The sequence below is a fragment of the Pseudomonas sp. MM213 genome (genome assembly GCF_020423045.1).
GTDB lineage: Bacteria > Pseudomonadota > Gammaproteobacteria > Pseudomonadales > Pseudomonadaceae > Aquipseudomonas > Aquipseudomonas migulae.
In genome coordinates, this window is record NZ_CP081943.1 from 116648 (window position 1) to 131089 (window position 14442).

At 58.9% G+C, this 14442-nt stretch carries 14 protein-coding genes and 4 tRNA genes; 13 read left to right on the forward strand and 5 right to left on the reverse strand.

Annotated features, from left to right (window positions below):
* Nucleotides 1-24 precede the first annotated feature (24 nt).
* The 8 genes from K5R88_RS00540 (at nucleotide 25) to K5R88_RS00575 (ending at nucleotide 6798) form a co-directional block, all read left to right on the forward strand.
* Entirely contained in the window at nucleotides 25-1236 is a 1212-nt protein-coding gene (locus K5R88_RS00540) for an O-succinylhomoserine sulfhydrylase (RefSeq protein ID WP_226298923.1), read from the forward strand.
* Nucleotides 1233-2006, forward strand: a complete 774-nt coding sequence (locus K5R88_RS00545) for an SDR family oxidoreductase (protein WP_223452290.1) — start codon at nucleotides 1233-1235, stop codon at nucleotides 2004-2006. The genes K5R88_RS00540 and K5R88_RS00545 overlap by 4 nt, the downstream gene beginning before the upstream one ends.
* A 234-nt stretch (nucleotides 2007-2240) precedes the next feature.
* A tRNA-Val gene (locus K5R88_RS00550) sits at nucleotides 2241-2316 on the forward strand.
* A 54-nt stretch (nucleotides 2317-2370) separates the two neighbouring features.
* Nucleotides 2371-2447, forward strand: a tRNA-Asp gene (locus K5R88_RS00555).
* Between the two features lie 102 nt (nucleotides 2448-2549).
* Nucleotides 2550-2626, forward strand: a tRNA-Asp gene (locus tag K5R88_RS00560).
* A gap of 248 nt (nucleotides 2627-2874) precedes the next feature.
* The gene (locus K5R88_RS00565; RefSeq protein WP_223452293.1) at nucleotides 2875-3384 is read left to right on the forward strand and encodes a sigma-70 family RNA polymerase sigma factor; all 510 of its coding nucleotides are present in this window, start codon (nucleotides 2875-2877) and stop codon (nucleotides 3382-3384) included.
* On the forward strand, nucleotides 3381-4328 hold the full coding sequence (locus K5R88_RS00570) for a FecR domain-containing protein (protein ID WP_226298924.1): 948 nt from the start codon (nucleotides 3381-3383) through the stop codon (nucleotides 4326-4328). The genes K5R88_RS00565 and K5R88_RS00570 overlap by 4 nt, the downstream gene beginning before the upstream one ends.
* A gap of 67 nt (nucleotides 4329-4395) precedes the next feature.
* A complete protein-coding gene (locus K5R88_RS00575) occupies nucleotides 4396-6798 on the forward strand; it encodes a TonB-dependent receptor (RefSeq protein WP_226298925.1) in 2403 nt (800 codons plus the stop codon).
* 53 nt (nucleotides 6799-6851) lie between these two features.
* Here K5R88_RS00575 and K5R88_RS00580 read toward each other — a convergent pair whose 3' ends face one another.
* Nucleotides 6852-8135, reverse strand: a complete 1284-nt coding sequence (locus tag K5R88_RS00580) for an NAD(P)/FAD-dependent oxidoreductase (protein WP_223452310.1) — start codon at nucleotides 8133-8135, stop codon at nucleotides 6852-6854.
* A gap of 183 nt (nucleotides 8136-8318) precedes the next feature.
* On the opposite strand from K5R88_RS00580, the gene K5R88_RS00585 reads away from it, so the two are divergent.
* Both K5R88_RS00585 and K5R88_RS00590 read left to right on the forward strand, forming a co-directional pair.
* A tRNA-Val gene (locus K5R88_RS00585) sits at nucleotides 8319-8395 on the forward strand.
* Nucleotides 8396-8676: 281 nt separating this feature from the next.
* On the forward strand, nucleotides 8677-9132 hold the full coding sequence (locus K5R88_RS00590) for a DUF2214 family protein (protein ID WP_226298926.1): 456 nt from the start codon (nucleotides 8677-8679) through the stop codon (nucleotides 9130-9132).
* Between the two features lie 185 nt (nucleotides 9133-9317).
* Here K5R88_RS00590 and csrA read toward each other — a convergent pair whose 3' ends face one another.
* Nucleotides 9318-9509, reverse strand: a complete 192-nt coding sequence (gene csrA, locus K5R88_RS00595) for a carbon storage regulator CsrA (RefSeq protein WP_008028241.1) — start codon at nucleotides 9507-9509, stop codon at nucleotides 9318-9320.
* Nucleotides 9510-9759: 250 nt separating this feature from the next.
* Here csrA and K5R88_RS00600 point away from each other — a divergent pair, with 250 nt between their 5' ends.
* On the forward strand, nucleotides 9760-10125 hold the full coding sequence (locus tag K5R88_RS00600; protein WP_226298927.1) for an SPOR domain-containing protein: 366 nt from the start codon (nucleotides 9760-9762) through the stop codon (nucleotides 10123-10125).
* A gap of 101 nt (nucleotides 10126-10226) precedes the next feature.
* Here the strand turns inward: K5R88_RS00600 and K5R88_RS00605 are convergent, their stop codons facing one another.
* From K5R88_RS00605 to K5R88_RS00615, 3 genes are all read right to left on the reverse strand, one after another.
* On the reverse strand, nucleotides 10227-10916 hold the full coding sequence (locus tag K5R88_RS00605; RefSeq protein WP_008028239.1) for an endonuclease: 690 nt from the start codon (nucleotides 10914-10916) through the stop codon (nucleotides 10227-10229).
* Nucleotides 10917-10920: 4 nt separating this feature from the next.
* Nucleotides 10921-11211, reverse strand: coding sequence for a DUF1654 domain-containing protein (locus K5R88_RS00610; protein WP_008037577.1), 291 nt, complete (start codon nucleotides 11209-11211; stop codon nucleotides 10921-10923).
* A 157-nt stretch (nucleotides 11212-11368) separates the two neighbouring features.
* Nucleotides 11369-12457 carry an asparaginase gene (locus K5R88_RS00615; protein WP_226298928.1) on the reverse strand — a complete coding sequence of 363 codons (1089 nt, stop codon included), beginning with the start codon at nucleotides 12455-12457 and terminating at the stop codon, nucleotides 11369-11371.
* Nucleotides 12458-12809: 352 nt separating this feature from the next.
* Between K5R88_RS00615 and K5R88_RS00620 the strand changes: the two genes are divergently transcribed.
* Both K5R88_RS00620 and K5R88_RS00625 read left to right on the forward strand, forming a co-directional pair.
* Nucleotides 12810-13268: a hypothetical protein gene (locus K5R88_RS00620; RefSeq protein WP_008037574.1), complete on the forward strand. Its 459-nt coding sequence runs from the start codon at nucleotides 12810-12812 to the stop codon at nucleotides 13266-13268.
* A gap of 186 nt (nucleotides 13269-13454) precedes the next feature.
* Nucleotides 13455-14408, forward strand: coding sequence for a sugar ABC transporter substrate-binding protein (locus K5R88_RS00625; RefSeq protein WP_008028234.1), 954 nt, complete (start codon nucleotides 13455-13457; stop codon nucleotides 14406-14408).
* The last annotated feature ends 34 nt before the right edge of the window (nucleotides 14409-14442 follow it).

Sequence of the window (14442 nt, forward strand, 5' to 3'; positions counted from 1 at the left end):
AAGAGCAAGGCAAGGAGTGACAGCATGAGTCAGGATTGGGATGCCGGTCGGCTGGACAGCGACCTCGAAGGCGTAGCGTTCGATACCCTGGCCGTACGCGCCGGTCAGCACCGCACGCCGGAAGGCGAACACGGTGATCCGATGTTCTTCACTTCCAGCTATGTATTCCGTACCGCCGCCGACGCGGCCGCACGTTTTGCCGGGGAAGTGCCGGGCAACGTTTACTCGCGCTACACCAACCCGACCGTGCGCGCGTTCGAAGAGCGTATTGCCGCGCTGGAAAGCGCCGAGCAAGCCGTGGCCACCGCCACTGGCATGGCCGCCATCATGGCGGTGGTGATGAGCCTGTGCAGCGCCGGCGACCATGTGCTGGTCTCGCGCAGCGTGTTCGGTTCAACCATCAGCCTGTTCGAGAAGTACTTCAAGCGCTTCGGCATCGAAGTCGATTACGTGCCTCTGGCGGATCTGTCCGGCTGGGACGCGGCGATCAAGGCCAACACCAAATTGCTGTTTGTCGAGTCGCCGTCCAATCCGCTGGCCGAGCTGGTGGACATCGCCGAACTGGCGAAAATCGCTCACGCCAAAGGCGCGATGCTGGTGGTCGACAACTGCTTCTGCACGCCTGCACTGCAGCAGCCGCTGAAGATGGGCGCGGACATTGTCGTGCACTCGGCGACCAAGTTCATCGACGGCCAGGGCCGTTGCATGGGCGGCGTAGTGGCCGGTCGCAGTGAGCAGATGAAAGAAGTGGTCGGTTTCCTGCGCACCGCCGGGCCAACCTTGAGCCCGTTCAACGCGTGGATCTTCCTCAAAGGCCTGGAAACCCTGAACCTGCGCATGAAGGCGCACTGCGCCAATGCCCAGCAACTGGCCGAGTGGCTGGAGCAGCAGGACGGTATCGAGAAAGTCCATTACGCCGGCCTGAAAAGCCATCCGCAGCATGCGCTGGCACTGCGTCAGCAGAAAGGTTTCGGCGCCGTGGTGAGTTTCGAGGTCAAGGGCGGCAAAGAGGGCGCGTGGCGCTTTATCGATGCAACCCGATTGATTTCGATCACCGCCAACCTTGGCGACAGCAAGACCACCATCACCCACCCGAGCACCACCTCCCACGGCCGTCTGGCGCCGCAAGAGCGTGAAGCCGCGGGCATTCGTGACAGCCTGATCCGCATTGCGGTCGGTCTGGAAGACGTGGCCGACCTGCAGGCTGATCTGGCGCGCGGGTTGGCTGCCTTGTGATCGAATTGTCCACATCGTCCGCTTCCAATGGTCGCGTTGCACTGGTCACCGGTGCTGCGCGAGGCATTGGTCTGGGGATCGCGGCCTGGCTGATCAGCGAAGGCTGGCAGGTGGTGCTGACGGACCTGGATCGGGTGCGCGGTTCGAAAGTGGCGAAGGTGCTGGGCGACAACGCCTGGTTCATCGCCATGGACGTCTCGAACGAAGGGCAGGTGGCGTTGGGTGTTGCCGAAGTGCTGGGGCAGTTCGGGCGTCTGGATGCGCTGGTGTGCAACGCGGCAGTGGCCGATCCGCACAACATCACCCTGGAAAGCCTCGATCTGTCTTACTGGAATCGGGTACTGGCGGTAAACCTCAGCGGGCCGATGCTGCTGGCCAAGCACTGTGCGCCGTACCTGCGTGCTCACAGCGGTGCGATCGTCAACCTGGCCTCGACCCGCGCCGGGCAGTCGGAACCCGACACGGAGGCCTATGCGGCGAGCAAGGGCGGTCTGCTGGCCTTGACTCATGCCTTGGCGATCAGCCTCGGGCCGGAAATTCGCGTCAACGCCGTCAGCCCTGGCTGGATCGATGCGCGAGACCCTGGGGTGCGGCGTGCCGAACCACTGACCGAAGCCGACCATGCGCAGCATCCGGCGGGCAGGGTAGGGACGGTCGAGGACGTGGCGGCGATGGTTGCCTGGTTGCTGTCGAAGAATGCGGGTTTCGTCACGGGCCAGGAGTTTGTGGTCGATGGCGGCATGACCAAGAAGATGATTTACAGCGAATAGCAGTGCGGAGGCGGTCTTCTGCATTGATGCCTAATGTCCCGGCCTCTTCGCGAGCAGGCTCGCTCCCACATTAAAAACGCGGTCCACTGTGGGAGCGAGCCTGCTCGCGAAGCGGTCTGACGGTCGTGCACATCCCCAGGGATGACACGATTTTGTCTTTTTCAGAAAAACTTCAATCCTGCTATTGACTTAGCTTCGTTAGGTGCGTAAATTTCGCGGCCTCAGAGAAGCAAAGGGTGATTAGCTCAGCTGGGAGAGCGTCTGCCTTACAAGCAGAATGTCGGCGGTTCGATCCCGTCATCACCCACCACTTCTTGAGACTCTTGCGAAAGCAGGAGGGAAGCTGAAAAGCCTCCACCGACGCGCAGCGGTAGTTCAGTCGGTTAGAATACCGGCCTGTCACGCCGGGGGTCGCGGGTTCGAGTCCCGTCCGCTGCGCCATATTTTCCGAGTCAGGTTTATCCCTGATTTGAGATTGAAAGAGAGATTGAAAAATCTCGGAGCTTCAATCAGACGAGTTAGGACGCAAGTCCAAAGCGATACGCAGCGGTAGTTCAGTCGGTTAGAATACCGGCCTGTCACGCCGGGGGTCGCGGGTTCGAGTCCCGTCCGCTGCGCCATATCTGCCTCAAGGCCCACTGAACGCCTTGGAGCTACGAAGAAGCCTCTGGTGATCTTCGAGTCGATAGCAAAGACCCTGGTCGAAAGACCGGGGTTTTTTGTGTCTGAAATTTGGCTTTTATGCCACTTCACGCTTACCCATATGACCTTTCTGCGCGTCCGTTGCATAAAGGACTTCCTTCGTAGCTCTGACATTAATTAGAATCACTCTCATTTACGATAACTCCTTGGCACAGGGCTTCTTGAGATGAGTGATGCAGCGATGCCGAAGGAGCAAACCCTCCACGACCTGTACCGCGATCACCGTGGCTGGCTGGAAGGCTGGTTGAGAAGGCGCATGGGCAACGGCTGTGATGCGGCGGATTTGAGTCAGGATACGTTCTTGCGTGTGCTCGCCAGCTCTCAGCGCATCGCTGACTTGCAAGAGCCCCGTGCCTATCTGCTGACCGTCGGCAAACGCCTGTTGAGCAACTTCTATCAGCGTCGCAGCCTTGAGCAAGCCTATCTGGCTGCGTTGGCGTCGATGCCTGAAGACTGTGCGCCATCACCCGAACAGCGCTGGCTGCTGCTGGAAACCCTGCAAGCACTGGATGAGCTGCTCGACGGACTGCCAAGGGCGGTGCGCCGAGCGTTTCTCTGGAGTCAGCTTGAAGGCTTGAACTACCAGCAAATCGCCGAGCGCCTGCGGGTGTCGGAGCGCACGGTCAAACGTTACATGGCGCAAGCCTACGAGCATTGCCTGTTGGTGGAACTGTGAACAGTCAGTCTTCATCCGATCTCCGTCAGGCCGTCCGGGCTGCGGCACAATGGCTTGCGTTGCTCGAATCTGGTGGCGCCAATGAGCAGGACCGCGCGAACTTGCAGCGTTGGCGCGACACCTGCGCCAGTCACGAGCAGGCCTGGCAGAAGGCCCAGGCCTTGCGTCAGCGTTTCGCCGATCTGCCGTCGGCGCTGGCGCTGAGCAGCCTGGACCGCCCTGATCCTGGCCGACGCGCAGTGCTGAAGCGCGCATTGGGCGCCGTGGCGTTGGTGCCGGCGGCCTGGCTGATCAGTCGACAATTGCCTCTGGACGTCTGGCGTGCCGACCTGCACACCGCCACTGGCGAGCGCAAAAAGGTGCAGCTCGCCGATGGCAGTTCCTTGCAGCTCAATACCGCCAGTGCCGTCGATGTGGATGTGCAGAACCGCCGCGTGAAGCTGATAGAAGGCGAGCTGTCGCTGAAGGTGCCGGGCACTGCGCCGCTGACGATCCAGACGAAGTTCGGCAACGTTATCCTCAGCCAGAGCGAAGTCTGCGTGCGCCAGGAGGCGCGCGGCTGTCGGGTGTCGGTGTTCAACGGTAGCGTGCAGTTGCAGCCCCTGCATGGGGCGGCACTGGCATTGCGCGAGGGGCAGCAGGTCAGCCTTGAAGCGGCGGGTGTCGGCGCGATCACGCCATTCGATGCGCTTGCACCAGGTTGGCGTGAAGGCGTGCTGATGGCGAAGAACCAGCCGCTGGGGGATTTCCTGCGCGAACTCGGCTCTTACCGACCGGGCGTTCTGCGCTGGGAGCCTGAACTGGAAAGCCTGCGTGTCACCGGCAGTTTCCGTCTCGACGACACGGATCGCGTCCTCGCGCTGCTTGCGGCCAGTCTGCCGCTGGAGGTGCATTCCCGAACCCGCTACTGGGTCACGTTGCTGCCGCGCAAAAATAGTGTGTAAAGCCTGTCCCCTTTTTTCGACTCGCTTGTCATTCAAGGCATGTGAACGAATCAAGAGAGCAAATTCAATGCCTGCACCTTGTTATCCGCGTCTGCGTCCGTTGTTGCACCTGAGCCTGTTGTTGGGCCTGAGTGCCAGTCCATTGTTCATAACCGCAAGCTGGGCCGAAGACAGTGCCCGACGCAATTATCAGGTGCCTGCCGGCAGCCTGAGTGATGCGCTGACCCGTTTCGCGGGGTTGTCTGGGGTCAATCTCTCGATTGACCCCGCGCTGGTCAGCGGTCGCAACAGCACCGGCCTGTCCGGCGATTACGCGGTCGAGGAGGGCTTTGCGCGACTGTTGCAGGGTTCCGGTCTGCAGTTGCAAGCGGTCGGCGAACAGGCGTACATCCTGACCCCGGCACCAGAAGGCAGCAGCCTGCAACTGGCCCCGACCTCGATTCTTGGTGCCACCGGCGGGGCAGACGGCGAGGTGTATGCCGGCGGTCAGGTTGCGCGTCGCGGCTCGCAAGGTTTGCTGGGCTCGAAAGACTTCATGGAAACGCCGTTCAGCATGACCACCTACACCAGCGAGGCGGTCAAGAACTTGCAGGCGCGTACCCTGGGCGAGCTGATCGCCAGCGATCCTTCCGTTCGCGCCACCAACCCGGCCGGTGGGCGCTATGAGCAATTCACCATTCGCGGGTTCAGCCTGTTCAACAGTGATGTCGCCTACAACGGCCTCTACGGCGTTTTGCCGACCTATACGATCGACATGGAGATGGCCGACCGCGTTGACATTCTCAAAGGCCCGAGCCAGCTCATCAACGGCATCTCGCCGCGAGGTGCCGTGGGTGGCGGGATCAACGTGGTGCCTAAACGCGCGACCGACAAGCCGATCACTTCGTTTACCGGCAACTACGCGTCCGACAGCCAGACCGGCGGTGCCGTGGATATCGGCAGGCGCTTCGGTGAAGACAACAAGTTCGGCATTCGTTTCAACGGCGTAAAACAGTCCGGCGACACCGAATGGGATCACCAGAATGTCGACCGCGAGATGGCCGTGCTGGGCCTGGATTTTCGTGGTGAGCGCCTACGACTCTCGACCGACCTGGGGCGCACCGAACGCGATACCGACGCCCCGCAGGAGCGCGTGCAAGTTGGCGCCGCCGCACAGGTTCCGCATGCCAGCGATGTCCGCCACAACTATGCGCAGCCCTGGAGCAAGGCGAGTACCAACGACACGTTCGGCACAGTGAACGGTGAGTTCGATGTCAGCGATAACGTGATGCTGTACGGCGGTGTGGGCGCGCGCGAAAGCAATCATGACTTCCTCCGTCATGCCGTTGCGGTCACCAACAACCGGGGCGACTTCAGCGTTCAACCCCGTGACTTCACCCGTGACGAAAGTGTCCGGACGGCTACCGCCGGGGTGCGCAACTGGTTCCATACCGGGCCCGTGAGCCATGAAGTCAACCTGGCTGCCAGCTATTTCTACATGGATTTCGAAAATGGCGGCGCCCGTTATGCCACGGCCAACAGCAACCTCTATAACCCGGTGGTAACAGCGACACCTGTCAGGCCCACTCGACTCGATTCGAAGGTCTACACCGAGAACCGCTTCAGCGGTCTGGCGCTGTCCGACACGCTGGGGTTCTTCGATGACCGTGTGTTGCTGACCCTCGGCGCCCGCTGGCAGCGGGTGAAGGTTGATGACTGGACGGACGATGTCAAAGGTGACACGGCCTACGATGAGGAAAAGGTTTCGCCGTCGGGCGGCATCCTGTTCAAGGCTACCGACAAGCTGTCGCTGTACGCCAACTACATGGAAGGCTTGAGCCAGGGCAAGATCGCGCCATCGACTTCAGTGAACGAGGACGAAATCTTCCCGCCGTTTATCAGCCGTCAGGTCGAGGTCGGCGCCAAGTATGACGCAGGTGCGTTTGCCGTCACCGCCGCAGTGTTCCGGATCAAGCAGCCGGCCTATGAAACCAACGCCACGACGCGCGTCTTCGGCCCGAACGGCAAGCGTCAAAACGAAGGCGTGGAACTGAGCGTGTTCGGTGAACCGCTCAAGGGTTTCCGCCTGCTCGGCGGTGTCATGTACATCGACAGCGAGTTGACCAACACCGCCAACGGCACCTTCGACGGTAACCGTGCGCCGGCGACGCCGGAATACAACGTCAACCTCGGCGCCGAGTGGGATGTGCCGACCTTGCAGGGGCTGACGCTGACCAGTCGCGGCATCTATTCCAGCTCGCAGTATCTGGACCAGTCCAACGTCAAGGAAATCGATTCGTGGGAGCGTTTTGATGTAGGCGCCCGCTACGCGTTCAAGGTCGAGGAAAAGAACATCACCTTGCGCGCCAACATCGAGAACGTGGCGGGCAAGCGTTACTGGAGTTCGGCCGGTGCTTCGGATGACAGCGAGCCGGGATTGACGCTGTCGACGCCGCGCACGTACCTGCTTTCGGCGACTGTCGATTTCTGAATCGAACCTGTGGGAGCGAGCGCGCTCGCTCCCACAAAGTAGTGCGGTGTTGCTCAGTAGCCGAACTTGTCCCGCAATCCGTAGTACCAGGCGCCCAGCGCCGCAAACGGTGTGCGCAGCAATTGCCCGCCGGGGAAAGGGTAGTGCGGTAGGTCAGCAAACGCGTCAAAACGCTCAGCCTGGCCGCGCAACGCTTCGGCCAACACCTTGCCTGCCAGGTGCGTGTACGTCACGCCGTGGCCACTGCAGCCCTGGGAGTAGTAGATGTTGTCGCCCAGGCGTCCGACCTGCGGAAGACGCGACAGGGTCAGCAGGAAATTGCCGGTCCAGGCGTAATCGATTTTCACGTCCTTGAGCTGCGGGAAAGCCTTGAGCATCTTCGGTCGGATGATCGCTTCAATATTCGCCGGGTCCCGCGCGCCGTACACCACGCCACCGCCGAAAACCAGGCGCTTGTCGCCGGTCAGACGGTAATAGTCGAGCAGGTAGTTGCAGTCTTCGACACAGTAATCCTGCGGCAACAGGCTCTTGGCCAACGCTTCGCCCAATGGCTCGGTGGTAATCACCTGCGTTCCACACGGCATCGACTTGGCCGCCAATTCCGGCACCAGATTACCGAGGTAGGCGTTGCCCGCCACGATGATGAACCTGGCCCTGACCCTGCCCTGAGGCGTGTGCACTACCGGGGTTGCGCCGCGCTCGATGCGTACCGCCGGCGACTGCTCATAGATAGTGCCGCCCAACGACTCGACCGCCGCGGCTTCGCCGAGTACCAGGTTCAGCGGATGAATGTGCCCGCCGCTCATGTCGAGCATGCCGCCAACGTATTGCTCGCAGTTCACCACTTCACGAATGCGGCGTTGATCCAGCAGCTCAAGTTGCGTGTGACCAAAACGCTCCCACAGACGCTTTTGCGATTCCAGATGGCCCATCTGCTTGCCGGTGAGCGCGGCGAACACACCACCGTCCTTCAGGTCGCACTGAATATTATATTTGGCGACCCGCTCACGAATGATCCGTCCACCCTCGAACGCCATCTGCCCCAACAATTGCGCCTGCTTGGGGCCAACGCTGCGCTCGATCACATCGATGTCGCGGCTATAACTGTTAACGATCTGGCCACCGTTACGACCCGATGCGCCGAAACCCACCTTGGCGGCTTCCAGCACCGTGACCTTGAAACCGTTTTCCAACAGAAACAGGGCGGAGGACAGGCCGGTGTAACCGGCACCGATCACACAGACATCAGTCTCTACATCACCCTGCAAGGCCGGGCGCGGCGGAACCGCATTGGCCGATGCGGCGTAGTAGGACTCTGGGTAGGGTGTGTTCGCCATCCTGCTGCCTCTGTTTAATATATTTTACGAGTGCATCGATCCTACCCGAGTTAAAAATCGACCGCCAGCCACCACAAAATCTTCTTTGCAGCCGCGAAATTAAATATTTTGCATATTCATAGGGTTAGCTCGAAAAAAGGTGTTGACACCCCTCCGGAATTCCGTAGAATGCCGCCTCACAGCAGGCACGTAGCTCAGTTGGTTAGAGCACCACCTTGACATGGTGGGGGTCGTTGGTTCGAGTCCAATCGCGCCTACCAAACAAAATCCGCTCTGCTGGGCGGTCTAGAAGGGCTCACCGAAAGGTGGGCCCTTTTTTGTTGTCTGCGATTTGCAAAAAGGTTGCACATCCTGGGCGTATCTCGGTGCCCTCTCGGCTTTGAGGGGGGGTTATTGCTTTGTTGCTTCATTCGACGAGGATGCCGAGGAGAGGGCCAGCAGTCACCACCCGTGCAAGCGATAACCGCTGAGCAGGCAATCCCCGATTTAATGGGCTACTACTGACAGGCTGATCCAACTCAAACCTGATTGGAGTATCTCGATGCTTGCCCACTGGTTTTTTGCGGCGATTCATCTCTTGGCTTACGCCCTGGGTTTCTGGGCCGTACTGACCCGCGGCAGCGCTTTTCGGCGGTTGGTCGCGGGGCTGGGTGAGGCGCGCAGCGTCTTGATTGCAGATAATCTGTGGGGCATTTCAGCGGTCATTCTGCTGATCACCGGTGGGATGCGAGCCTTTGCCGGGTACGAAAAGGGCACTGACTACTATCTTCACCAGCCATTGTTCCATCTGAAGATGACACTTTTCGTTCTGATTCTGCTGCTTGAAATTGCGCCGATGATCACCCTGATCAAATGGCGGATTGCGCAGGCGCGTGGCGCAGCCATTGATGCCAGTCGTGCGAAGCTGTTCGCGCGGATCAGTCATATCGAAGCGCTGCTGGTGATGTTGATGGTCGTGGCGGCCACGGGCATGGCGCGGGGAGTGACGTTTGGCTAGCCGGGTACGAATGCATACTTCCCCAGGCTTAATCCGAAACGTCCGACAGCCATGACGTGAGACATGCCGGTAGTATCGGCTTCACGTTCGGGGATGGGGCGGGATGCAGGAGTGATCGCTGTGCGTGAATCTTTAGCCAGCCGTGGTTCGGGGGCGAACAGGCTGGCTACTGACTGCAGCAGGATTCAGGATTGCGGCTTGTCCGGGGCGGTCAGGCCTGCCTGAATGCGCTGATAGATTTCTTCGCGGTGTACCGCAACGTCTTTCGGGGCGTTGATGCCAATTCTGACTTGCTGGCCGCTTACGCCCAGAATGGTGATCGTAATGTCATCGCCAATATTTATGCTTTCACCGACTTTGCGGGTGAGTATCAGCATGGTCTTCTCCTTGATTGCTTTGTAGGGCACCTGATTCGGACAGTGCAGAGGTCGGTGGTATCTATAGATTAGTGCGAAGTTTCACGGTTTGGGTGCCTCTTTCTGACGCGCAGATGCTGCATTGATTCCCAAGGCGTAACTATACAGAGGCCGCCTCCATGATTCTCGTTGTTTTGCGCCCATTTTGCGGCACTCGAGAAGTATTCATGGGTGTTAAAATCTCCGCTTTCAGCATTCAGAGGGAAGCGTTGTGCGCAAAATGGCTTTGGTAATCGCAGTACTGGCATTGGCGGGATGCGGTGAGGATAAGCGCGCTGATGCGCCAAAGCCGCAGCCAGTCGTGGTGGCAGCACCGGCGGCGGTATCTGCGCCGCAGTGGGATCTGGAAGTGCGAGGTGAAATAACCCAGGCTGTCAGCGACCTGAGTGGCTGGCTGATCGAGCACAGTTTCGTTTCCAGCGTGGTCAAGGAAAATGGCAAGACCCGCATCCTGATAGGGCCATTCAATTCCAAAGCCGAAGCTGAAGCCAAGCAGGAAGAAGTGCGCGCGGCGCTGACCCGGGCGAAAAAACAGAACATCGAGCTGCTGGTCATCGAGCATCCGGTGACTCAGTAAGGCGTCATCGGTCACCCAAACGCTTGGGTGTCAGCAGCACGATTGAAAACGAAAAAGGCCTGGGGCATTCAACCCCAGGCCTTTTTGTTTTCAAGAAGTGCTTAGCCGCACGCTTTCATGTCCACCGGCCCGACAAACTCGTTGCCGCGCCCCATCACGCACGCCACGCTCTGATTGCGCTGACGTTCCCAGGCCTGTACCGGATAGGTTTTGTTCCATGCTTCGTACAGTTGCCGATCCTGTTTCGACAGGCGCAAACCGTACTGCTTGCTCATGTAAAAGTACGTTCGGGCGATCATTCCGCGAATGGAAGGGCGGGGCATGACCTTTTTTGCCTTGAAGTCGACCTGGGTCAGGCATGAACCGTATTGACCCGATTGCTCCGGCAACCAGCCAAAACTGAAATTGCTGCGATCGCCATTCACCTCGCCGATGCTCGGCACCAGATTATGCAAGTCGGCCTCGGCCTTCTGGTAGGTCGGGTCGTAGCGCGTGCAGTTCTTGCGCCCGCCTTCCTGCCAGCACTGACGCTGATGGCCGATCTGCCAGGCGGGGACGATGTGCTCCCACTCGATGCGCGAAGCGCGCTTGGCATTTTTGCGTGGCACATAACCGCAGGCCGACAGGTCCACCTTGTTGCCGGTGTATTTACAGCCGCAATAGAACTCGGTGGATTGCGGGGCGTACAGCTTCCAGGCGACTTTCTTGGCTTCGTTGAAGGTGCGCGGGGCGTCAGCTTGCGCGCCCATCGCGAAGAGCAAAAACAGCAAAGCAAAAAAACGGACACTCATTGACTCAATCTTCCTTCGGCACAACCCAGAAAATCTGCACACCGCCATCGTCGCGGTAGGCGAGGGTGACGTTGTCGTTTTCGTCGATTTCTTCGAGTAATTGCTCCCACTCATCCACTGGCTCGTCCGGAAGTCGGAAGATCAGGGCCGCCTTGGCTTTCTGGGCGGTGGGGGAGTTGATGATTTTCTGAACGCGCATACCCATGCGTACATAGGCATCAGGAGAGGCAGAGGTGGTGGCCACGGAATTGTCCTTATTAAGCTGTACGTGCATACAGTATTTAACTGTAGGCATTTTCGCAACTGCTTAAAATTCAAGAAAATCCTCTGACAGCAGTTTTTCCCGATTGGTGTAGGACGAAGGAGATTTTTTTATCAGATAGGAGGCCACTCGCCGTAGCGGGCGAGTGGTGAAAGCGGTGCCCGACCGGAACCGGTCGGGCGAGGGCGAATCAGTATTCCCAGAACATCCGTTGCAGTTCTTTGCTGTCATTGGTCTTGGTCAGCGCGACCATGGCCAGGATACGAGCCTTCTGTGGGTTCAAGTCATGGGCAACAACCCAGTCGTACTTGTCGTCCGGCTGTTCGGCGTTACGCAATACGAAGCCACCGGCGTTGACGTGGGAGGAACGAATGATTTGCACGCCATCCTTGCGCAGGGCTTGCAAGGCTGGAACCACGCGCGAAGACACCGAACCGTTGCCGGTGCCCGCGTGGATGATGGCTTTGGCGCCGGATTGAGCCAGCGCTTTGTAGGCGGTATCACTCACGTTGCCGTAGGAATAGGCGATTTCGACGTCAGGCAGGCTCTTGATGTTCTTGATGTCGAACTCCGAGTCCATGGTGTGGCGCTTGGCCGGCAGGCGGAACCAGTAGGATTTGCCTTCGACCACCATGCCGAGAGGAGCCCAGGCACTTTTAAACGCCTCGGTCTTGATGTTGATCATCTTGCTGACGTCGCGACCCGACTGGATTTCATCGTTCATGGTCACCAGTACGCCTTTGCCGCGCGCGTCTTTGCTGCCGGCCACGGCCACGGCGTTGTACAGGTTCAGCATGCCGTCTGCGGACATCGCGGTGCCTGGGCGCATGGAGCCCACGACGATGATCGGCTTGTCGGTTTTTTCCACCAGGTTCAGGAAGTAGGCAGTTTCTTCCAGGGTGTCGGTGCCGTGGGTGATGACGATGCCATCGACGTCTTTGCTGTCAGCCAGTTCGGCCACGCGACGACCCAGTTGCAGCAGGTTGTCGTTGGTAATGCTTTCGGAGGCGATCTGCATGACCTGTTCGCCGCGAACATTGGCCAATTGGCTCAGTTCCGGAACGCCGGCGATCAACTGTTCGATGCCGACTTTCGCCGCTTGATACGTCGCGCTGTTGGCGGCGCTGGCGCCCGCGCCGGCAATGGTGCCGCCGGTGGCGAGGATCACCACGTTCGCCAGTTTCTGTTTGGTTTCGACTTCTTTCGCCTGAAGGGCTGTCGGAAGGAGTAGCAGGAGGGCCAAGGCGCCCGGAACAAAAGTCTTGAAAGCAGATGTCATTATTTTTCTCTCTAGTAGTGAGACGGTGCGGATGCAGGTTCATCTAGATGCGCCCCGGACAGATCTGAATGTCTGGGGTGAATGAGAGGGAGCAGGATCTGTACCAGTCATGTCTGGAAATAAAAAATAGCTTTAACCCAATGATTTGTATCAATTATTCGGACTGTGTTGAGCGAGGTTTAAACGCTCTGTTGTCCGGTTTTCCGAATATGTTTGTTATTTGCGTTCGGCTCTCCGAAAAGGGCTACGGCTTCTGTTGAACAGGTCTTCTTGCCAGACGGCAAATCATTGCTAAAGAAACCTGCGCGCAGGTCGATGCCTCTCTGAGGGATCTTTTTTTTCAGGAGTTCACATGTCGTTTTCGATAGGCTTTCCCAATGCAGGCGCAATCACCATCGGTGGCAAATCCACCGCAACGATCAAAGCCTTGAGCGAATCAACTTCCGAGGCTTCGACACTGGCGTTGGGTACCGAGGAGGAGGGTGGCGCCACCAAGGTCCGGACCGGCGGCGCGGTGATCGAAACGAAAACGGAAAGCGATAGCGAAAGCGGCAGCGACCAAAGCGTCGTGGTGAAGATGTTGCTCAAGCGTATGCAGGAGCTGCAGCAGCAACTGCGCGAACAACAGCAACAATTGGCGGCGGCTCAAGTGGCGAATTACCCGACACCGGAAGCCAAGACCGATGTCGTCATGTCGATTCAGGGGCAAATTGCCAACACCAGCGGGGCGCTGGCGGAAGTCACAGGCAATCTGGTCAAGGAACTGGCCAAGAGCTCCGGCTCGGGCGGTGTGATCAGCACCACGGCATAAGCGGTTTTGTTACCGCAAGCACAAACCGTGTTTTTCGGCCGTTGACAAATAGCGGCAGGGTTCGCATAGTTCGGTCTACGCAAACGTTTGCGCGGCACTGCCGATGGCTTGTTCCATCGGTTTACGCGGTGAAACTTATGCCAGCGCAAGCGTTGCTCAGAATAATCATAAGATCGGAGTGAACCCATGAAGCTGCCATTCGCTGGACGTCTTCTCGCTGTCGCTATGCTGGCTGCCGCATCCGCCGCGTTGCCTGTCTCCTCGGCCTTCGCCGACACTGAAAAACCCAAAGTCGCGCTGGTCATGAAATCTCTGGCCAACGAATTCTTCCTGACCATGGAAGACGGCGCCAAGGCCTACCAGAAAGATCACTCCGCCGATTTCGACCTGATCTCCAACGGCATCAAGGACGAAACGGACACTGCGGGCCAGACACGTATCGTCGAGCAAATGATTCTGGCCAAGGTCAATGCACTGGTGATCGCACCTGCTGACTCGAAGGCCATGGTCCCGGTGATCAAGAAAGCCATCGATGCCGGTATCACCGTGGTCAACATCGATAACCAGCTGGATCCAGCGGTCGTCAAAAGCAAAAACATCAATGTTCCGTTCGTAGGCCCCGACAACCGCAAGGGTGCGCGTCTGGTGGGTGAGTACCTGGCCAAGCAGCTGAAGGCCGGTGACGAAGTCGGCATCATCGAAGGTGTGTCCACCACCACCAACGCCCAGGCTCGCACTGCAGGTTTCAAGGATGCGATGGAAGCGGCGCAGATCAAGGTCGTGTCCCTGCAATCCGGTGATTGGGAAATCGATAAAGGCAACAAGGTCGCCGCGTCGATCCTCAGCGAATACCCGCAAGTCAAAGCCCTGCTGGCCGGCAACGACAGCATGGCTGTCGGCGCAGTGTCTGCCGTGCGTGCCGCGGGCAAGGCCGGCAAGGTGCAAGTGGTCGGCTACGACAACATCAACGCCATCAAGCCGATGCTCAAGGATGGCCGTGTCCTGGCCACCGCTGACCAGTTCGCTGCCAGGCAAGCCGTGTTCGGCATCGAGACGGCGCTGAAGATCGTCAAGGGTGAGAAAGTCGACAGCGGCACCAACGGCGTAATCGAAACTCCGGTAGAGCTGGTTACCAAGTAGTCCTTCTGGCGACACAACGGTGCTCGCCCGTCCG